General features: G+C 63.9%; 17 protein-coding genes. 10 read left to right on the forward strand and 7 right to left on the reverse strand.

The genetic code is table 11. The features are described 5' to 3' along the window. Positions 1–37: 37 nt before the first annotated feature. Together NFI08_RS17090 and NFI08_RS17095 are read right to left on the reverse strand one after the other, a co-directional pair. Positions 38–820 (reverse strand): UDP-2,3-diacylglucosamine diphosphatase, encoded by a 783-nt coding sequence (locus tag NFI08_RS17090; protein ID WP_345840315.1) that lies wholly within the window; start codon positions 818–820, stop codon positions 38–40. A gap of 58 nt (positions 821–878) precedes the next feature. Then, positions 879–1,379 carry a peptidylprolyl isomerase gene (locus tag NFI08_RS17095; RefSeq protein WP_045993746.1) on the reverse strand — a complete coding sequence of 167 codons (501 nt, stop codon included), beginning with the start codon at positions 1,377–1,379 and terminating at the stop codon, positions 879–881. A gap of 172 nt (positions 1,380–1,551) precedes the next feature. Here NFI08_RS17095 and NFI08_RS17100 point away from each other — a divergent pair, with 172 nt between their 5' ends. Together NFI08_RS17100 and cysS are read left to right on the forward strand one after the other, a co-directional pair. After that, entirely contained in the window at positions 1,552–3,231 is a 1,680-nt protein-coding gene (locus NFI08_RS17100) for a glutamine--tRNA ligase/YqeY domain fusion protein (RefSeq protein ID WP_045993745.1), read from the forward strand. A gap of 1 nt (position 3,232) precedes the next feature. Continuing rightward, a complete protein-coding gene (gene cysS, locus NFI08_RS17105) occupies positions 3,233–4,618 on the forward strand; it encodes a cysteine--tRNA ligase (protein WP_108133375.1) in 1,386 nt (461 codons plus the stop codon). Positions 4,619–4,620: 2 nt separating this feature from the next. Here cysS and NFI08_RS17110 read toward each other — a convergent pair whose 3' ends face one another. Then, positions 4,621–5,760 carry a DUF1853 family protein gene (locus NFI08_RS17110; RefSeq protein ID WP_349590950.1) on the reverse strand — a complete coding sequence of 380 codons (1,140 nt, stop codon included), beginning with the start codon at positions 5,758–5,760 and terminating at the stop codon, positions 4,621–4,623. An 87-nt stretch (positions 5,761–5,847) separates the two neighbouring features. Between NFI08_RS17110 and osmF the strand changes: the two genes are divergently transcribed. From osmF to NFI08_RS17150, 8 genes are all read left to right on the forward strand, one after another. Beyond that, entirely contained in the window at positions 5,848–6,750 is a 903-nt protein-coding gene (osmF, locus tag NFI08_RS17115) for a glycine betaine ABC transporter substrate-binding protein OsmF (protein ID WP_045993742.1), read from the forward strand. Between the two features lie 21 nt (positions 6,751–6,771). Beyond that, a complete protein-coding gene (locus NFI08_RS17120) occupies positions 6,772–7,926 on the forward strand; it encodes an ABC transporter permease (protein WP_342586445.1) in 1,155 nt (384 codons plus the stop codon). Then, complete coding sequence (locus NFI08_RS17125; RefSeq protein WP_045993740.1) at positions 7,923–8,867, forward strand: ABC transporter ATP-binding protein; 945 nt, start codon at positions 7,923–7,925, stop codon at positions 8,865–8,867. The genes NFI08_RS17120 and NFI08_RS17125 overlap by 4 nt, the downstream gene beginning before the upstream one ends. Next, positions 8,860–9,594 carry an ABC transporter permease gene (locus tag NFI08_RS17130; protein ID WP_045993739.1) on the forward strand — a complete coding sequence of 245 codons (735 nt, stop codon included), beginning with the start codon at positions 8,860–8,862 and terminating at the stop codon, positions 9,592–9,594. Before NFI08_RS17125 ends, NFI08_RS17130 begins: the two co-directional genes overlap by 8 nt. Positions 9,595–9,938: 344 nt before the next feature. Next, positions 9,939–11,147, forward strand: coding sequence for a thiamine pyrophosphate-dependent dehydrogenase E1 component subunit alpha (locus tag NFI08_RS17135; RefSeq protein WP_045993738.1), 1,209 nt, complete (start codon positions 9,939–9,941; stop codon positions 11,145–11,147). A 1-nt stretch (position 11,148) separates the two neighbouring features. Continuing rightward, positions 11,149–12,126: an alpha-ketoacid dehydrogenase subunit beta gene (locus NFI08_RS17140; protein ID WP_045993737.1), complete on the forward strand. Its 978-nt coding sequence runs from the start codon at positions 11,149–11,151 to the stop codon at positions 12,124–12,126. A 21-nt stretch (positions 12,127–12,147) separates the two neighbouring features. Continuing rightward, positions 12,148–13,833, forward strand: a complete 1,686-nt coding sequence (locus NFI08_RS17145; protein ID WP_349590957.1) for a dihydrolipoyllysine-residue acetyltransferase — start codon at positions 12,148–12,150, stop codon at positions 13,831–13,833. A 64-nt stretch (positions 13,834–13,897) separates the two neighbouring features. After that, entirely contained in the window at positions 13,898–15,802 is a 1,905-nt protein-coding gene (locus NFI08_RS17150) for a protein kinase domain-containing protein (RefSeq protein WP_045993735.1), read from the forward strand. A 140-nt stretch (positions 15,803–15,942) separates the two neighbouring features. Here NFI08_RS17150 and NFI08_RS17155 read toward each other — a convergent pair whose 3' ends face one another. The 4 genes from NFI08_RS17155 to NFI08_RS17170 form a co-directional block, all read right to left on the reverse strand. Then, positions 15,943–16,155, reverse strand: a complete 213-nt coding sequence (locus NFI08_RS17155) for a YlcI/YnfO family protein (RefSeq protein WP_108449394.1) — start codon at positions 16,153–16,155, stop codon at positions 15,943–15,945. A gap of 287 nt (positions 16,156–16,442) precedes the next feature. Next, positions 16,443–17,129: a DNA-binding transcriptional regulator CsiR gene (csiR, locus tag NFI08_RS17160; RefSeq protein ID WP_108449393.1), complete on the reverse strand. Its 687-nt coding sequence runs from the start codon at positions 17,127–17,129 to the stop codon at positions 16,443–16,445. Positions 17,130–17,410: 281 nt separating this feature from the next. Continuing rightward, entirely contained in the window at positions 17,411–19,123 is a 1,713-nt protein-coding gene (locus tag NFI08_RS17165; protein ID WP_045993732.1) for a SulP family inorganic anion transporter, read from the reverse strand. A gap of 99 nt (positions 19,124–19,222) precedes the next feature. Beyond that, positions 19,223–20,380 carry an NAD(P)/FAD-dependent oxidoreductase gene (locus tag NFI08_RS17170; RefSeq protein WP_349590963.1) on the reverse strand — a complete coding sequence of 386 codons (1,158 nt, stop codon included), beginning with the start codon at positions 20,378–20,380 and terminating at the stop codon, positions 19,223–19,225. Between the last annotated feature and the right edge of the window lie 94 nt (positions 20,381–20,474).

The following is a 20,474-nucleotide window of genomic DNA, read 5'->3' on the forward strand; positions in this document are numbered from 1 at the left end:
AAGGCCCGGGGCGGGCAGGGCGTCGATAAAGGCTGCGTCAGAAGGAAAAGCGGTTGAGTGATGGGGCCTCGCCGTCTTCGATGCGCACCTCCCAGCCCTGATCGTGGGCCCAGTCGCCGACCACGATACGTTGCGCCGACACGGGCTCGCCCTGAGGGCTGGTAAGGCTCAAGTCATGCACGGCGGGACGATGGGTATGACCGTGAATCAGCCTGCTAACCCCGTGGGTCTGCATCACGTCGACGACTTCCTCGGGGGTGACGTCCATGATGTCAGCGGCTTTGGTGCTGTTGGCCTCGCCGGACTGCTGACGCAGCTGGCTGGCCAAGGCCAGACGCTCCGGGATCGGCATGGCAAGGACTCCTGCCTGCCACTGCGGGTCACGGGCCTTGGCGCGAAACGCCATGTAGGCTTCATCGCTGGTGCACAGGCTGTCTCCGTGCATCACCAGGGTAGGCTCACCGCCAAGGTCAAGTCGTTGTGGTTCGTCGAGCAGGGTGGCGCCGGCCCGCTGGGCGAAGCTTTCGCCCAGCAGGAAGTCCCGGTTGCCGTGCATCAGGAAAAGTCGCATGCCGGCGTCGCTGGCAGCCTTGAGGCGTTCGGCCACCTGGCAGGCCAGTGCCGCGTGGCCAGACGGATCCGCGGCGCCGAGGTCCATCAGGTCATCGCCGATCCAGGCGTCGAAGATGTCACCGATCAGGTAAAGATCGGTGCCTTCGGCGGTGTTGCGCTCGAGGTAGTCGAAGAATCCCTGGGTGATCTGCGGCGCCTCGGGATGCAGGTGCAGGTCAGCGATCAACAGAGTGGTCATGGTGTTCATGGTCTCCTGAACGCAGCACGCCCGCAGCGCGGGCGTGCTCGGTGGAAAGACAGGAGGATCAGGCGTCGTCCTTGACGTAGGCGCGCTGGATGATCACGTCCTCGGCAGGCACGTCGGCGTGCATGCCGCGTCGGGTGGTGGCCACGTCCTTGATCCGGTTGACCACGTCCATGCCGTCGACCACACGACCGAAGACACAGTAGCCCCAGCCCTGCATGTTCTTGCCGGTATGATTGAGGAAGTCGTTGTCGGCCACATTGATGAAGAACTGGGCGGTGGCGGAGTGAGGGTCCTGGGTCCGCGCCATGGCCAGGGTGCCGGTGGCGTTCTTGAGGCCGTTGTCCGCTTCGTTCTCGATAGGGTCACGAGTGGGCTTCTGCTCGAAGTTGCTGTCGAACCCGCCGCCCTGGACCATGAAGCCGTCGATCACGCGATGGAAAAGGGTGCCATCGTAGAAGCCATCGCGGACGTACTGCTCGAAGTTGGCCGCGGTCTTTGGCGCCTCTTCATGGTTGAGTTCGATCGAGATGTCGCCAAAATTGGTCTGCAGAATGATCATGGAGTGGTCCTGTAGCGTTTACAGCGCCTCTTGGCGCCTTTCTCGTTCTCGGCCCGGCTTGGCGCCGGGCCCTGGCGTGACGCTATAATAGCCGTTTTGCTTCGCAGCGCGAAGCCGGGGGCGGATCTGTGCCCTTCAAAGCCCTTACTTCACCAGAGGTTGATTCATCAACATGACCACCGAGACCAGCAACGCGCCGAATTTCATTCGCAATCAGATTCGCGAGGAAATCGAGGCCGGACGGTCACAGAAGATCGTGACGCGATTCCCCCCCGAGCCGAATGGCTTTTTGCACATCGGGCACGCCAAGTCGATCTGTCTCAACTTCGGACTCGCGGAGCAGTTCGGTGGTGACTGCCATCTTCGCTTCGATGACACCAATCCCGCCAAGGAAGAGCAGGCCTACATCGACGCCATCAAGGAAGACGTGCACTGGCTGGGCTTCCAGTGGGCGGGCGACATTCGTTTCGCCTCCGACTACTTCGACCAGCTCTACGCCTGGGCGCAGCATCTGGTGAAGGAAGGCAAGGCCTATGTCGATGATCTGTCTCCGGACGAGATTCGCGAATACCGCGGTACCCTGACCGAAGCCGGTCGCCCCAGTCCCTACCGCGACCGCAGCGCAGAGGAGAACCTCGATCTGCTCGAGCGCATGCGCCAGGGGGAATTTGCCGAAGGCGAAAAGGTGCTGCGCGCGAAGATCGACATGGCCTCGCCCAACATCAACCTGCGCGACCCGATCCTGTATCGCATTCGGCATGCCAGCCACCACCAGACCGGCGACAAGTGGAAGATCTATCCGTCCTACGACTTCACCCACGGCCAGTCTGACGCCATCGAAGGGATTACCCACTCGGTCTGCACCCTGGAGTTCGAGGACCACAGGCCGCTCTACGAATGGTTTCTGGAGCAGCTGCCGGTGCCGGCCAAGCCCCGGCAGATCGAGTTTGCGCGCCTGAATCTGAACTATACCCTGACCTCCAAGCGCAAGCTCAAGCTGCTGGTCGACAACGGCATCGTCGATGGCTGGGATGATCCGCGCATGCCTACCATCTCCGGGATGCGTCGGCGCGGTTATACACCGGCGTCGATTCGCAAGTTCTGCGAGATGATCGGTGTGACCCGGGCCGACGGCGGTCTGGTGGACATCGCCATGCTGACCCATGCCATCCGCTCCGACCTCGAGGACAATGCGCCTCGTGCCATGTGCGTGCTGAAGCCGCTCAAGGTGGTGTTGACCAATGTCGACGCCGACCACGAAGAGGTCTATGAGGTGGCGGGACACCCGGCCCGTGACGACATGCCGGTGCGCCGTATCCCCTTTACCCGAGAGCTGTGGATCGACCGCGACGATTTCATGGAAGAGCCGCCGAAGAAGTTCTTCCGTCTGGCCCCGGGCAAGGAGGTTCGCCTGCGCAACAGCTACGTGATCCGTTGTGACGAGGTGGTCAAGGACGAGGCGGGCGAGATCCAGGAGCTGCGTTGCAGTGTGGACTTCGACACCCTGGGCAAGAACCCGGAAGGGCGCAAGGTGAAAGGGGTCATCCACTGGGTCAGTGCCAGCCACGGGGTGCCGATCGAGGTGCGGCTCTACGACAATCTGTTCCTGGTCGAGCAGCCGGACAAGGACAAGGACGCCGATTTCCTCGAGCACCTGAACCCCGAGTCGCTGGTGACCGTCCAGGGTGTCGGCGAGCCGAGCCTGGCCGATGCCGGCAACGAGGATCGCTATCAGTTCGAGCGCGTCGGCTACTTCTGTGCCGACCGCTACGCCAGCCGCCCCGATCACCTGGTGTTCAATCGCACGGTCGGTCTCAAGGACACCTGGGCCAAGATGCAGAAGAAGGGCTGACATGCAGATCTACAACACGCTGAGCCGCACCAAGGAAGAGTTCACGCCCATCGAGCCGGGCAAGGTACGCATGTACGTCTGTGGCATGACGGTATATGACTTCTGCCACCTGGGACATGCCCGGGTCATGGTCGCCTTCGATGTCATCAGCCGCTATCTGCGCCATCGTGGCTATGACGTCACCTACGTGCGCAACATCACCGATATCGACGACAAGATCCTGCGTCGCGCCGAAGAGAACGGCGAGAGCATCGGTGAACTGACCGAGCGCATGATCGACGCCATGCACGAGGATGAAGGTCGACTGTTTGTCCAGCGTCCGGACCAGGAGCCCAGGGCCACCGGTCACGTGGCCGAGATCATCGCCATGATCGAGGTGCTGATCGACAAGGGCTTTGCCTACGCGCCGGGTAACGGCGATGTCTACTATCGCGTGCGCAAGTTCGAAGGCTACGGCAAGCTCAATAATCGTAACCTCGACGATATGCGCTCCGGCGCCCGCGTCGAGGTCGACGAGCACAAGGAAGATCCGCTGGACTTCGTGCTGTGGAAGGGTGCCAAGCCGGGTGAGGCCAGCTGGGCCTCTCCCTGGGGCGAGGGGCGTCCGGGTTGGCATATCGAATGTTCGGCAATGTCCACCTGCTGCCTGGGCAACACCTTCGACATCCACGGTGGAGGTCCGGACCTGACCTTCCCGCACCACGAGAACGAGATCGCCCAGAGCGAGGCGGCCACAGGCGAGCGCTACGTCAATACCTGGATGCACGCCGGAGCGGTGCGGGTCGACAGCGAAAAGATGTCGAAGTCCCTGGGCAACTTCTTCACCATTCGCGAGGTGCTGGAGCACCACGATCCAGAGGTGGTCCGGTATCTGCTGGTGGCAAGCCACTATCGCAGTGCCATCAACTACGCCCCGGAGGCGCTTGGCGAGGCACGCAAGTCACTCGAGCGCTTCTATACCGCGCTTGACGGTGTCGCGCTGCCGGCGGAAATCGAAGTAGGGCCGGGCGACTACGCCGCACGCTTCAGCGCCGCCATGGACGATGACTTCAACACGCCGGAGGCCCTGTCGGTGCTGTTCGAACTGGTACGCGAGCTCAATCGTGCGCGCAAGGAAGGCAGCGATGACGTTCCTGCCCTGGCGCTCGAGCTCAAGCGTCTGGGCGGTATCCTGGGCTTGTTGACCCAGGAGCCGGCTGCCTTCCTCAAGGGTGGTTCGGTAGCGCTGTCCGAAGACGAGATCAATGCGCGTATCGCGGCGCGGGCGGAGGCCAAGAAGGCCAGGCAGTTCGCCGAAGCGGACCGCATTCGCGACGAGCTCGCCGCCCTGGGGATCGTGCTCAAGGACTCCCGCGAAGGTACCACCTGGGTGGTCGACAAGGGCTGAGCTCAGCCCTTAGTCGCCTGTCGCTTGTGCACCGCGCGGGGCGGCAGGGGGACCTGTCGGGGCCAGTCGTCGCCGACCACGAAGATGCGCCGTCCGCATGCCGCGGGCGGCGCATTTTTCGTGTGCGGGGTGGCAGGCTCATCGGCATCCTGGCCAAGGACCCATGAGCCATCCAGCGGCGGGTCCAGTGCCTCTCGCTCGAAGCGCAGGGGGTCCTCGGTCAGCATCACCTGTACCGGTGTCGCATAGGTGGCAAAATGTGCCGCCAGCGCGCGTGTCAGGTCGTCACGGCTGCTCCAGTGTCGCGGTTGTGGCGGGGCCAGCCAATGGGGTTTCGCCAGGCAGGTACCGAAGCGCATGTTCTCGAATTGTCGGCACAGGGTCGACCAGTCGCGCCAGTGACACCAGAGCCCCTGTAGCGCCGAATCCGGCACGCCGCGGGGTAGCGCCATGGGACAGTGCCAGGGTTGAAACAACACCCCGGGCATCGCCAGGTGGGCCTCGATTCCGTGTTGCAGTGACGCCAGGGGAGCCCCTTTGATCGTGTTGGCGGGGCCGTCATTCAGGCCCAGACGCAAAAGCTCTCGGGCGCGCTGGCTCTGCAGCAGGGGCAGTTGATGATGCAGCAGATGGTTGACCTTCAGCGCCAGGCTGTCCAGCCCCCCGGGGCCTATCCAGCGACAGGTATCGCCCGAGTCCCCCGGACCGCAGGGGAGGCCGAGAAAGAACTTGATCGCCACTTCCAGGTGTTGAAGGCGCCCATCGGCGTTGCGGTAGAGCAGGTCCAGTTCGCCCAGGGTCCGCTTTTCTTCTCGAATAGGCACATTGTGAGCCAGCAACTCGGTAGCCGGTGCCGTAGAGAGCAAAAATTGCCAAAGAAACTCGTGATATTGTCCAAGCCGGGTGGTGGCGGTGCGTCCCACCATCGCCTCCAGTGCGCTCGGGTCGGCGTCGATGGCCGCCAGATAGGCGTGTCGGTGCTCCGGCTCGCCCAGCCCGAGCTGGGTCAGACTCGGACGCCCGGGCCAGTCGGTGTCGATCAGGTCGGGAGCCGTCATCAGCCATGCCAGATCACGCACCATGGGATGGTTGGGTACTGCGCCGAGCTGGACGGCGGTGGTTGCGCCTTGGCATGAGGTCATGATGGACTCACGTTGGTGAAACGTTCAGCAGGCTTGGCCTTGCCTCCTTATACTCAGCATACACACACAAGGAATTGGGTGAGATATATGAAACGTCCCCTGGTGTTAGCCGTGATGGTCGCCTCTGCCCTGGCGGGGCAGGTTCAAGCACAGGACCCGCTGGTGGTGTCCTCCAAGATCGATACCGAGGGCTCCGTGCTGGGTCAGATGATCCTGCAGCGCCTGGAAGCGGCAGGGCTCGAGGTCGAGGATCGGCTTCAGCTTGGCGGCACCAGCATCGTGCGCGAGGCCTTGATCAACGGCGAGATCGATATCTATCCGGAATACACCGGCAACGGTGCCTTCTTCCACGACATGACCGACAGCCCGGTGTGGCATGACGCGGACAAGGCCTATGAAACGGTGAAGAGCAAGGACGCCGAGCAGGGGCTGGTATGGCTCGAGCCGGCCTCGGCCAATAATACCTACGCCATCAGCGTGCGCGGAGACGTCGCCCGTGACAACGGGCTCGAGACCCTCGAGGACATGGCTGACTTCATCAACCAGGGGGGCGAATACAAGCTCGCGGCCAGTACCGATTTCGTCGAGTCCGCCTTTGCCTTGCCGGCGTTCGAGGAGGCTTACGGCTTTTCTCTGGACGATGATGACCTGCTGGTACTCTCCGGGGGCAACACCGCCGCAACCATGCGCGCCGCGGCCCAGCAGACCAGCGGCGTGAATTCTGCGATGACCTACGGCACCGATGGTGGCCTGCAGGCGCTGGACCTTACCGTGATGACCGACACCAAGGGTGTCCAGCCGGTCTATCAGCCGGCTCCCGTCGTGCGCAAGGAGGTGCTCGAGGCTCACCCCGAAATCGAAGAGGCCCTGGCGCCGGTGTTCCAGTCGCTGGATCTGGAGACCCTGCAGCGTCTCAACGGTGACGTGGCGGTGAACGGTCTGGACCCGGCGAAGGTGGCCGCCGACTACCTGTCGACTCTCGAGGACTGAGCCATCGGTCTCTTGAGTGCAGTGAACGGTGAGCGCGGCAATACGGTATTGCTGACTCTGATGCTGGTGGGGCTCGGTGCCTGGTGGGCCTTGCCTGTGGTCAGCGTCGCACCGAATCGTATTGTGCCCGGCGAGGCTCTCTACGCCTGGGAGGTGGCCGGGCCCGCCATGGCGCTGCTGGCCAGCCTGCCCATGGGCCTTGCGGCATTGTCGGCGCGTAGCGCTGACCCCGGCTGGCGCTCGCTTGGGCTGGTGCTGCTGGCGCTGGCAGGCCTGCCGCTGTGGCTGGTGTTGGCGGTGCACCAGCTCATCGATCCTGAGCTGCCCCAGGCGCGGCTCGGGATCGGTTCAGGCATCTGGTGTGCGCTGTTTGTGCTGATGTTGGCGCTTTTGGACCTGCGGACTCGACAGCGGCTGTCGACAGGGGTGTCCTGGCTCTTGATGCTGACTCCGCTGGCGCTGCTCGCCGTCTGCCTGCCGCTGGGGCTGAATCGTCTGGCGTTGTGGCAGGAGTACCAGGGCCGTGCCGATGACTTCTGGCTGGCCATCGGCGAGCACCTGCTGCTGGTCACTACCACCGTCGGCGTCAGTCTGGTCCTCGGCGCCGGGATAGCGCTGCTGATGCGGCGCTACCCCGAAGTGCAACGAGGCGCCTTCGCGGTACTCAATTTCCTGCAGACGATCCCCAGTCTGGCCTTGTTCGGCTTGTTGCTCGGACCGCTGGCGTGGCTTGCCAATCGCTACCCCTGGGTCGATTCGCTCGGCATCAGCGGCATCGGTTGGGCGCCGGCGCTGTTGGCCCTGGTGGCCTACAGCCTGTTGCCGATGGTCAGAAACACCTTTGTTGCCCTGGAGGGCGTTTCCCCCGGTGTGATCGAGGCGGCGCGCGGCATGGGCATGAGTCGGTTGCAGATCTTCTTTCAGGTGCGCCTGCCACTGGCGGTGCCGGTACTGCTGGAAGGGGTGCGCATCACCACGGTGCAGGCCATTGGCCTGACCGCGGTGGCGGCCCTAATCGGCGCCGGTGGGCTCGGGCGTTTCATCTTTCAAGGGCTGGGTCAGGCCGCCATGGATCTGGTGCTGTTGGGGGCCTTGCCCATTCTGGTGATGGCAATACTCGCCGATGCGGTACTCGGCAACCTGTCGAGGCGACTGGGGAGAGGAGAGGCCGCATGATCGAATTGATCAATATCAGTAAGCGTTTCGGGTCGACCACTGCGGTGGACAGCATTTCGCTGAAGGTGGAGAGCGGGGAGTTCTGCTGCCTGGTGGGGACCTCCGGCTGCGGCAAGTCCACCACCCTGAGGATGATCAACCGGCTGATCGAACACAGCGATGGCGAGATCCATATCGACCAGCAGCCCATTCGCAGCTTCAGGGAAGAGACGCTGAGGCGTCGGATCGGCTACGCCATCCAGAGCACCGGTCTGTTCCCCCACTGGACCGTGGCGCGCAACATCGGCCTGGTGCCGCGACTGCTCAAGTGGCCAAAGGCCAGGATCGACGCACGGGTCGAGGAGCTGATGGCCTTGCTGGGGCTGTCGATGGACGAATTTGCCGGCAAGTACCCCGACCAGTTGTCCGGGGGTCAGGCGCAGCGGGTCGGGGTCGCCCGCGCCCTGGCGGCGGACCCGGATATCCTCCTGATGGACGAGCCGTTTGGCGCCCTGGACCCGATCACCCGCGAGAGCCTGCAACTGGAGCTGCGTGATCTTCAGGCGCGGCTGGGCAAGACCATCGTATTCGTGACCCACGACATGGACGAGGCCCTGACCCTGGCTGACCGGCTGGTGGTGATGCACGAAGGGCAGATCATGCAGCAGGGGCATCCATTGAGCGTGCTGAGAGACCCCGCCAACGATTTCGTCGCCTCGTTGCTGGGGGGCGAGGATCGCGGCCTCAAGGAGGCAGCGCTACTGCCGGTCAGCGAGCGTATGATGCCTCTGGGCACCGGTGGCGTGGCGCGCGAGCGGATCGACCAGGGCGCCTCGCTCAGGGAGGCGCTATCGGTGATGCTATGGCGCCGGGTCGAGCGCCTGGCAGTGGTCGATGACGATGATATTCCGATCGGCGAACTGAGCTTTCGTCGGCTGGTGGGAGCCCGGGGCCATGACTGAGCACTGGGCCAGCCGCTGGCGGGTTCCTGTCATCTGGGGGCTGTTGCTGCTGGCGGGTTGTCTGTTGATGGGGCAGCTGGAAGCGCTGTTTCGCTGGGTCGAGCCCGATAGCCGTGACGTGATCTTCTCGCGGGTGGACTTTCTGGTGTTGTTGGGACGCCATCTGCTGGTGGTCAGCGTTGCCGCCGTGCTGGCTACCTTGATCGGGGTGGGCGGCGCCATCGCCGTCACCCGTCCGGGAGGACGCGATTTTCTGCCGCTGGTCGCCCAGGTGGCATCGCTGGGACAGACGTTTCCTCCGGTGGCGGTACTGGCGCTGGCGGTGCCGGTGCTGGGTTTCGGCACCCTGCCCATCGTGGTGGCATTGCTGCTCTATGGTCTGCTGCCCATCGTGCGTAACACTCTCGCCGGGATCGAGGGTATCGATCCCTCGGTGCGGGAGGCCGCCCGTGGCATGGGCATGACCAGTGGCCAGATCCTACGCCAGGTGGAATTGCCGCTGGCGGCACCGGTGATCCTGGCCGGTATTCGCACCTCGGTGACGATCAACATCGCCACCGCCGCCCTGGGTGCTACCGTTGGTTCAAGCAACCTTGGGGACCCGATCATCTCCGGTATCGTCAATGGCAACACCGCCTACATCGTCCAGGGCGCAGTGCTGATTGCACTGCTGGCGCTGACGGTGGACAGCGTGTTCGCGCGCCTGGCTCCTGCTCGCCGGGCCTGATGGCGTCGTCCGGGTCCGAACACCGAGACCTGGTCCGCTTTCCCTTTCCTGATCTCCGTATCCGCGAAGCCCCCGTGCAGAGAGGGGGGGCTTCGTGGTGGCCTGCGTCTCTCACCAGCCAGTCTCCCCGTCACGGTGGCCCGGTTCGGGCGTCCCATGGTGCTCGCCGCAAAGCGGTCCATCGAGGCAATTCGAGACGAATTTTCGACCAAAGTCGCGGCTAGGCAGGCGTCTCAGTTTACGTTAACGTCAAGTCAGTGCGTTGGTCCCGCCACGGGCAATCCCCTGGCAAGGGGCGGGAATAAAGACAACACTGCCCTCAAAAGGGGCAAAGGAACAGCACGATGACGACGACCGCACAGACCCACCGCCCGGACTTTCTGTCCGGCGACGAATACAGCATTCCCACCTATGCGGTGCTATCCCAGGACGGCACCCTCCATGACGGCGCCGAAGGGCCGGATCTCGAGCGCGACAAGGCGCTGAGAATCTACCACGCCATGGTGGCCACCCGGGTGCTGGATGAGCGCATGATGGCGGCGCAGCGTCAGGGACGCCTGAGCTTCTACATGCAGTGCACCGGCGAGGAAGCGGCGGTCATCGGCAGCGCCGCCGCCCTGGACGACGCCGACATGATCATGGCTCAGTACCGAGAGCAGGGCGCCTTGGCCTATCGCGGCTTCAGCTTCGACGAGTTCATGAACCAGTTGTTCGGCAATGAACTGGACTACGGCAAGGGCCGGCAGATGCCGATCCACTATGGGTCGCGCAAGCTGCACTACATGACCATTTCATCACCGCTGGCGACTCAGATTCCCCAGGCAACGGGCTATGCCTATGGCCAGAAGCTGGCGGGAGAGGGCCTCTGCACCATCGTCTACTTTGGTGAGGGCGCGGCCTCCGAGGGCGACTTCCACGCGGCGCTCAACATGGCGGCGGTACACGAAGCGCCGGTGATCTTCTTCTGTCGCAACAATGGCTATGCCATTTCCACGCCGTCGGTGGAGCAGTTCGCCGCGGATGGCGTGGCGCCCAGGGCGCTGGGATACCGCATGCACGTGATCCGCGTCGACGGCAACGACGTGCTGGCGGTCTACCGGGCCACCGAAAAGGCACGACGTCTGGCGGTGGAGGAGAACAAGCCCGTACTGATCGAGGCCATGACCTACCGTCTGGCGGCCCACAGCTCTTCCGATGACCCATCGGGCTATCGTTCGCGCAAGGAAGAGGACGCCTGGCGGGCCAAGGACCCGATCCGGCGCATGCAGCTGTGGCTCGAGGCCCAGGGCTGGTGGAGCGAAGACGAGGAAAAGGCGTTGCAGGACGAACTGCGTCGCGAGGTGCTGGAAACCATGAAACGGGCCGAAAAGCGCCCACCTCCGGCGATCGATACCATGGTCACCGACGTCTATGCCGACGTGACGCCTGCGCTGCAGCATCAGCTCGATGCTCTCAAGCAGCATGTTCGTCGCTACCCGGAGGCCTATCCGCGTGGGGCCAGGTCGCTGGACCCGGCGTTGAGCCATCGCGATGCCGACCAGGGAGGGGACTGAGATGCCGACCATCAATATGCTGCAGGCCATCAACCAGGCGCTGGACATCGCCATGGCCGAAGACGACAAGGTGCTGTGCTTCGGTGAGGACGTCGGGGGCTTCGGTGGCGTCTTCCGTGCGACCAGTCACCTTCAGGAAAAGTACGGCAAGGCGCGCTGCTTCAACACGCCATTGGTGGAGCAGGGCATCATCGGCTTCGCCAATGGGTTGGCGGCCCAGGGATCGGTGCCGGTGGCGGAGATCCAGTTCGCCGACTACATCTTTCCGGCCTTCGACCAGATCGTCAACGAGACCGCCAAGTTTCGCTACCGCTCCGGCGATCTGTTCAACGTCGGCGGGTTGACCATCCGCGCGCCCTACGGCGGTGGTATCTCCGGTGGCCTCTATCACTCCCAGTCGCCCGAGGCCTATTTCGCCCACACCCCGGGGCTCAAGATCGTGGTGCCGCGCAATCCCTACGAGGCCAAGGGCCTGTTGCTGGCCGCCATTCGTGACCCAGATCCGGTGCTGTTCTTCGAGCCGAAGCGCCTCTATCGCGCCTCCACCGGCGAGGTCCCGGAAGAGGATTACCAGCTGCCGCTGGGAGAAGCCGAGGTGACCAAGGAAGGAGCCGATATCACGCTGCTGGGCTGGGGGGCTCAGATGGAGGTGATCGATCGGGCGGTGGAGATGGCAGAAAAGGACGGGGTGTCCTGCGAAGTGATCGATCTGCGCAGCATCCTGCCCTGGGACGAGGATACCGTCGCCGAGTCGGTACTGAAGACAGGCCGCCTGGTCATCACCCACGAGGCGCCCCGCACAGGGGGCTTCGCCGGAGAAATCGCCGCTGCCATTCAGGAGCGCTGCTTTCTTTACCTGGAGTCGCCGATCCAACGGGTGACCGGCATCGATACACCTTTTCCGCTGACGCTGGAGAAGGAGTATCTGCCCGACCATCTGAAGATCTACGAGGCCATCAAGACCTCACTCCACTACTGAGACGGCGCCGGGAGCCAAGACATGACAGAGTTCAAGCTGCCTGACATCGGCGAGGGCATCGTCGAGTGTGAGGTGATGGAATGGAAGATTGCCGAGGGTGATACCATCGCCGAAGACCAGCCTGTGGTCGAGGTGATGACGGACAAGGCGCTGGTGGAAATCACCGCCCCGGAAGCCGGCGTCGTTACCAGGCTGCACGTGGCCAAGGGGGAAATGGCGCGAGTCCATGCGCCCTTGTTTGCCTATCGTGGCGAGCATCAGGGCGGCGATGGGCAGGGCGGAGAGGCCCAGGCAGAAAGCGAAGACAACACACCGGTGCAGGCGGAGAGCGCCGCAGAGGCGCCTGTCCATAAGCAGGCAGAGCCAGTAGAACCGCCGTCGAGCTCCAGCGAAAAGGGCGGTGCGGGGCGACGGGTAGACTTTATTCTGCCCGATATCGGTGAGGGCATCGTCGAGTGCGAGATCGTCGAATGGCACGTGGCCCAGGGTGACGAGATCAGCGAAGACCAGCGACTGGTCGATGTCATGACCGACAAGGCCATGGTCGAGATCACTGCGCCGGAGGATGGGGTCGTCGCCGAGCTGTATGTGGCCAAGGGCGAGATGGCCAAGGTCCATGCGCCGCTGTTTGCCTATCAGGTGGCGGGTGCCGCCGCCGCTGGTGAAGCGCTGGTGGTCGAGGAGGCGTCGCCCCCGACCCCGACCCGGAAGAGTGACTCTCCCGCGCACACGGCTGCGTCCGAGGGGGGCAAGGGCCCCTACGGGCGCATCCCGGCGAGCCCGGCGGTACGCAGACTGATCCGAGAACACCAGCTGCGACTCGAGGACATTCCCGGCAGCGGTCGCCAGGGCCGCGTGTTGAAGGAAGACGTGCTGAACTTTCTCGATGGCGCTCGACACAGCGGTGCTGCTTGCGCGGCCGATTCCGGGTCCGATTCCAGGTCCGAGTCAGCAGGGGCGGGCTCTCTCGCCGGCACCGATGCAACAGCCCGCGACGAGGGAGAGGTGCGAGTGGAACCGCTGCGCGGGGTCCGGGCGGCCATGGCGCGCCAGATGGTGGCGGCGGCCAGCAGCGTGCCGCACTTCCAGTACGGTGAAGAGATCGACGTCACCGACCTGCTGGCCCTGCGCGGCCGGCTCAAGCCCCAGGCCGAAGCCAGGGACGTCAAGCTCACCCTGATGCCGTTTTTCATCAAGGCGCTGGCGCTGGCGATCGACGAACATCCCCTGGTCAATGCGCGTCTCAATGACGAGGCCACCGAAATCCACTATCCGCCCCACTGCAACGTGGGCATGGCGGTGGACGGCAAGGCCGGCCTGATGGTGCCCAATATCAAGGGCTGTGAGCGCCTGAGCCTGCTTGAGATCGCCGCCGAGGTGCAGCGCCTGACCGAGGCCGCGCGCGAGGGGCGGGTGGCTGCCAGCGACCTCAAGGGAGGCACGATCAGTATCTCCAACATCGGTGCCCTCGGCGGGACCTATGCCGCCCCCATCATCAATATCCCCGAGTCGGCGATCGTGGCCATCGGCAAGACCCAGTGGCTGCCACGCTTCGACGAGGCAGGGCAGGTCGTGCGTCGGGGCATCATGACGGTGACCTGGGCCGGTGATCATCGCTTGCTGGATGGCGGCACCATCGCGCGTTTCTGCAATGCCTGGAAAGGCTATCTCGAGGACCCTGAAAGCATGCTGCTTCACCTGTCCTGAACGGTTGTGACGGCGTGCGCCCGAGGCGCCGCCGTGGCATCGTGTATCGGTGGAGGATACCGCCATGCCCCAGGCCCCGTTGCAGCAGTTCTACATCCCGGAAGATCAGTCGATCTACCTGCTCAGCCAGGACGACGCGCGCAAGCTCAAGGAGTGGGTCGCGCTGTGTCGTACCCAGCTCGAGCAGCTGGGCTATCGGCGCATCGAGCTGGTCGGCAAGGGCGCCTACGGTTTCGTGTTTGCCGGGGTCAGTCCCGACCAGCGCCATCACGTCTTCAAGTTCAGCCGGGTCACGTTGCCGCAGCACCTGCAGGATCGCCTCGAGGAAGAGGCCTTCATGCTCGAGCAGGTGGTGCATCCCCGTGTGCCGGCGCTGGTCGCCTATCAACGGGTGCGCCACCAGGCGATTCTGGTGATGGAGCGGGCTCCGGGGCTCAATCTGGAGGAGGTATCGCTGCGTCAGGGTCGGCTGTCACCACGGCTGGTGGTGCGTATCGCCACCCAACTGGCGGATATCCTGCGTGAGCTGAGGCGTGAAACCACCCCCGCCGGCGCCCCGAGAAAGCCGGTGGTCCATGGCGACATCAAACCGTCGAATCTGGTGTTTGACGCCCGCGACGAAACGGTGGCGCTGATCGACTGGGGGTCGTCGGTATTTGCACAGCTCGACGCACGGCTGCAGTTCGTCACCGCCAACGTGATGGAGCTGATGTCCGACAATCTGCAGCAGACCAACGCCAGGCTCGGGGACGTCTATTTCATCGGCGAGGACCAGCTTGGGGGCGCGCTGTCATCACCGCGCTTCGACGAGCAGGGTGTCGCCGGGACCCTCTACGCGCTGGCCTCGGCGCAGTCCTGCCGTTTTGGACATCGCGCCATTCCCGCCACCTCGCTGGGTCTGCCGATGGAGTTTGCCAGGACCCTGGACGGGATGCTCGATCCCGACCCCGAGGTGCGGTTGAGGGCCGGCGACCACTTCATTACCGAAATGCCGCGCCTGGGACGGTTGGTGATGCTCGATCTGCCGCGGCCCCAGGAAGTGGCACAGGTGCCGGTGTGGAGCCGCGCGCTGAGTCGCGAGATCGATACCGTGGTGTACAGCTCGCGCAAGGCATTTCTGAGGGAAGAGGGCGTGGAGGAGACGCTCAATGACGTCAACGATGTTCAGCTCGATCGCTACTATCGCAACTTCATGCAGGGCATGGGGGAGACCGAAAAAGCCTTTCTGGCCGCCGTCAGCCGGCTGGGCAAGTACCCGGTGGTCGGAGGACTGGCGGTGCGCTGGGAGGCCGATGGCGTCTATATCGACTCGTCATTGAATCTGCACGACGCAGGGCTCAAGCGAGCCTTCGTGGCGGCGGTCAACAACATGGTGACCCTGGCGCGGGCGATCCATCGGCGGGGCATCTTCAAGAGCTGCCTGTTCAATGCCCGCGATACCCTGCACCTGGAACGGACCAGTCCGGATCACCCCTTCGTGGTCGATCCGTCGCTGAAACTGTCCTATGAGGTCAGCGCGGTGCCGGAACTGGAGGATCGCTCCCGTCTGCACAGCTATTTCGAGGACGGTCCCGACCCTGAGGAATTGCTGGTCCTGCCGGAGGCGATCATCACCTCGTTGCAGGCGCTCAATGATATCCACCACACCGGCATGATCATCTTCGAGGTGCTGCCGTCGCATCTCAAGATTCACCACCACTATCGGCTGCTCGACCCTTCAAGGGAGCAGGAATTCCATGACTGTCTCGAGGACATCGTCGATGCGGTGAAGCTGATCGAGGGACTGGGTATCTCAGGCTTCATGAAGATGCCTTACAAGGACACGCGGTTCTTTCCCCACGTGGCACGTCAGCCGGAACGCTACTATCCTCGCGACCCCAGAGCGGCGCTGGCAAGAGCGATGTCCGAGCAGCCGGCCGGGGGGGAGTCAGAAGCGCTGCGAGAAGGTCTGCACCAGGCGCAGCGCTAGCCTTTGTCCGAAAAGTTGACGAGCGAAGGTTAGACAAGGCAAAAATCGGTGAGAAAGCGCAGTTTACGGGGTGTAAATGAGCACTTAAAGCCGATTTTTAACGCCGTATTACCGAGCGCAGGCACTTTTCAGGCGAGTCGTCAGGCGCCGAGCCCGCTTTCGCGCAGAAGTTGATCGATGGAGCGCTCCGCACGCTGGCTGCCGGCGCCCTCGTGGGCCAGCTCGGCTTCGAGGATTTCGGCGCCTTCGCTGACCAGACGTTCGATCAGTGCAGCCTTCGACAGGCCGGTCTTTTCGGCCAGGAAATCCAGGCGTGCCTCCAGGTCCCGCGAGAATCTGAGTAGATGGGGCATGGTATTCCTCCGGTGGCAACGCGTACGGCTATCAGATTTATGAAAAGTCTAGGTGTTACGGGTGACAGTCCGGTGACAATCCCGGGCCCTGTCTAGACGGTGCCCGCGCCCATCGAGGTTCAGGACCAGGCACGGTGCACTTCCAAGTGTGCAGCTATCCGTCTGGCGCTGTCGCTCTCCCTTGGGGAGTAGCTCACTGCGCGCCGAGGCGGGAGTGTGGCCCTTCTTTGAGCGCAGGTGAGCGCAGGCCAACTGCCTTGCTCAAGCGTAAGCGCCGTCATGGTGACTCAATCCAGGCCGCGCCGGGCCATCACTTCGGTGATGATCGGTACCGGCGTCATCAGATGGTCACGCATCATGCGCCGGGCCTTGCCGGCGTCCCGACTCAATACCGCCTCGGTCAGTGCCGCATGTTCGTCACGCTTGACCGCCAGGGCCTCGCTGGAAAACACCGTCTCGCGAAGCCACAGGTGGCGGTAGCGCTCGACCTGGTCGAACAGGGTGTCGCGCACCTGCATCAGGTGAGGCGAGTTGCAACCGGCCACGATGGCACTGTGGTAGGCCTTGTGGCGACTGTCCCAGATATCGAGCAGCTCCTCGGAGGAGCTGACACTTTCGACCTTGGCCAGGGTGTGCGCGGTAGCGATGATATCGGCTTCCCAGCGATCGTCACCGCGTTGGATGGCCAACTCCAGCATCAGCCCCTCGAGCTGGGCGCGGGCATCGTACAGATCCTCGAGCTCCGCCAGCGACATGGGGGCCACCCGATAACCGCGTTGACTGATGGCAACCACCAGACGGTCGGCAACCAGCTGGGACAGGGCTTCGCGCAGCGGCCCCACGCCCAGGTCGTAGCGTTCTTTCAGCCTTGCCATCAACAGCTTTTCGCCCGGGGCGAAGACGCCACGAATGATGTCCTGCTTGAGCCAGCGGTAAGCGCTGATGGCGAGGTTCTGCTTGGGTGAGTCTTCCATCTCGTGGCCCGTCCATGTATCACCGGGCCATCTTACCGCAATGCCGACAATGTCGATATTCTCCTAAGGCATCGGTCGGCACCCAGTTGTGTCGATGGCAGCAGGTCCGGCTTTTCTATCTGCGGCAACGATGGCTCGAGGCGGGCCCTTTGACCCGCAAGATCGACACGGCTCCAGCCTCGCCTGGTGGTTGTCGGGCAGCTACCGGGCAGCTACCGGGCAGCTACCGGGCAGATACCGGGCAGCTACCGGGCATCGTCCGGCGAGGCGAGTCTGGTGGATCAGTCCCGGGTGCGTCGAAGCTCCGTCCAGGCGGCATAGGTACTCAGGAACACGCGGCCGGTCAATTCATCGAGAAAGTCGGAATGCTTCAGCCGGTCCATCACCGGCCCCTTGACCTCGGCCAGGTGTAGGGTGACGCGAGAGTCCTTCAGACGGGCATTGATCGCGTCCAGGCTTTCCAGCGCCGAGGCGTCGATCAGATTCACTGCAGAGCAGATAAGTACCACGTCGCTCAGCTCGGGGCGCTGGGCCACCAGTGTATAGAGGGTGTCTTCGAGATAGCGGGCGTTGGCGAAATAGAGGCTTTCGTCGACCCGGAACAGGGCGAGATGGCTGACGGTCTCGACCTGATGCCGGGTGATCGAGCGGAAGTGCTCACTGCCAGGGATGCGACCGACGATGGCGCTGTGGGGGCGACTGGTACGGTACAGGAAAAGCGCAATCGAGAGACCTACCCCGGCGATGATGCCGGCTTCGACGCCCTCCACCAGCGTCAGCAGCATGGTCACCGCCAGGGCCGAGAAGTCGCTGCGGGAGTAGCGCCAGGTCTGGCGAATCAGCGGGATATCCACCAGCGTCAGTATGGCCACGGTGATGGTGGCGGCGAGGGTGGCGATCGGAAGATGTTCCAGCAGGGGAGTGAGCGCCAGGGTCACCACACCGATACCGATGGCGGCAAACAGACCGGCCATGGGGGTGCGTGCACCAGACTGCTGATTGATCACGGTGCGCGACAGTCCGCCGGTGACTGGCATGCCGGCGGTGACAGCAGCGGCCAGGTTGGCGCCGCCGAGTCCGATCAACTCCTGATTGGGGGAGACGCGCTCGCGGCGCTTTGCGGCCAGCATCTGGGCCATCGAGATGGACTCGACAAAGCCCACCACACTGATCAATAGCGCCGGCACCAGCAGCGCGTGCCACAGGCCCAGCTCGAATGTCGGCAGACCGAAGGCTGGCAGGCCGGCGGGGATCTGCCCCACGGTCGCAACCCCCCTGGAGGCAAGATCCCATCGCCAGCTGATCAGCGTGGTGATGACCACCGCCGCCACGGGACCTGCGCGTACCAGCATGCTGGCAGGCCCCCTGGGCAGGCCCAGTGCCGTCAGAGCGTGTTGCCCATAGCGGCGGGTCGCCCACAGGAAAAGCAGGGTCGAGGCGCCCATCGCCAGGGTCATCAGGTTAGTCTGGTCGAGGTGGGATAGCTGGCTGTAGATCAGTGCCAGGGCGGTATAGCCACCGGCCTCGATGCCCAGCAGGTGAGATAGCTGACTGATGGCGATCAGCAGTCCCGAGGCCGAGAGAAAGCCACCGATGACCGGGTGGCTGAGAAAGTTGGCGAAAAAGCCCAGGCGCAGCATGCCCATGGCGGTCAGCATCAGTCCCGACAGCAGTGCCAGCACCAGCGCCGCCTCGACGTACGCGGCGCTACCGGGAGTGGCCACCTTGGTCAGAGCGGCGCCAGTCATCAGAGCGATGATCGCCACCGGGCCCACCGCCAGCGACCGGCTGGTGCCCAGCATGGCGTAGACCACCGCCGGTAGCAGACTGGCATAGAGTCCGACCACGGCAGGCAGACCCGCCAGAATGGCGTAGGCCAGCGACTGGGGGATCACCATGACGGTGACGATGATACCCGCCAGCAGATCGCCCCCCAGCAGACGCGGCGTATAGTGTGGCAACCAGGCAAGAATCGGAAGGTAACGCTTGATCATGGAAATGCCGACGTCCTAGTCAGGGTATTGGGGGCCTGGCGCAGGCGCTTGCCGAGAAACCTCTAGCCTAGCCGAAAGCGGTGAGCGAGTAGAGTCTTGTCAGCGCAGACGCCTGGTACGCTGCATGAAATTCAGGTCCAGATGACGTTTCAGACGGCTGGCCAGTCGTCCGCCCCACCAGGCGTTTCCGTAGAGCGCTAAAGCTTCGCCGTGGCCGAGATTGACGATGGACAAGGCCCGCGCAGGCGGGCGGTAAGAGGTCAGTGACGCCTGCGGGTCCAGCGATGCGATCAGGTTGCGAGCCAGTACGGGGCCCTGACGAACCCCGTGGACGCCCAGCCGTGGCAAGGGATGGTCGATCAGTGCAGCACAGTCTCCGCTGGCAAAGACGCCGTCGGTCCCCTGGACCTCAAGCGACGGGTCGATGGCTATGCCGCGACCATCGATCGTCGGCAGGCCGAACCTCTCGAGTCCTCGCGGAGGACCCAGCCCAGTGGCGTCGATGATGTCGGACGCCGGCAGATGTCGGTCATGGAGGCTGTCGACGACAAGGATTCCGCGACGCTCCAGGGCTGCCAACAGGTAGCGTCGGGCTCGCGCGGGCGCTTCTGGCAAGGGGCCAGAGCCGCGATGTCGCAGGCGAATGGTCAGAGCACCAGCGGCGAGCTGGTGGCGGCGGCCGAGTGCTTCGATGGCGCAGGCGATCTCGACCCCGCTGGCGCCGGCACCGAGAATCTCGACACTCACCGACTGTCGGCACTGAAACCGACGCTCGAGGCTGCGCCGCAGCCGCACCAGGTGGGGGATGGGCTTGATCTGCCAGTGTGTCTGCTTGTCGCCTGGTAGCGAGGCTGCGCTATCGCCGCTGGCTTCATCATCGCTCGAACGCAACGCAGGAGCAGAGCCCAGATTCAGCCCCAGTCGATCAAACGCCAGAGAGGTCCCGTTGGACAGCAGCGCCTGGCGCATGTCGGTGTTCAGCGCACAAAGACGCGCCCTGACCAGCGCAACCCCTCGCCCATGACAGATCGCCGCTGGATCGATCCTGTCGGTCGCAGGGGAATGGTCGCCGGCCAGCACGCCGCTGGCCAGGCCCGAGTACCAGAAGGCGCCGGGGTCGACCAGGGTGACATCGAAGCGCGACAGCAAGGAGCTCTGGTGCAGCAGATGCAGATGGGCGTGGCCTGCCCCGATCAGCAGCAGCCGTGGCTTGCTGCCGATAGCGGTGGGGCGGGATCGCGCGGTGGTCGAGGACATGGGCGGCCGTCATCCTGAAAGCGAGTAGCGATCATCCCGGCTGACATGCGCGAGGTCAAAGACGGTGCGCGCTGGACCTAACCCCATCTTCAGT

It is taken from the genome of Halomonas sp. EF61 (assembly GCF_040147045.1).
Taxonomy (GTDB): Bacteria; Pseudomonadota; Gammaproteobacteria; order Pseudomonadales; family Halomonadaceae; genus Halomonas; species Halomonas litopenaei.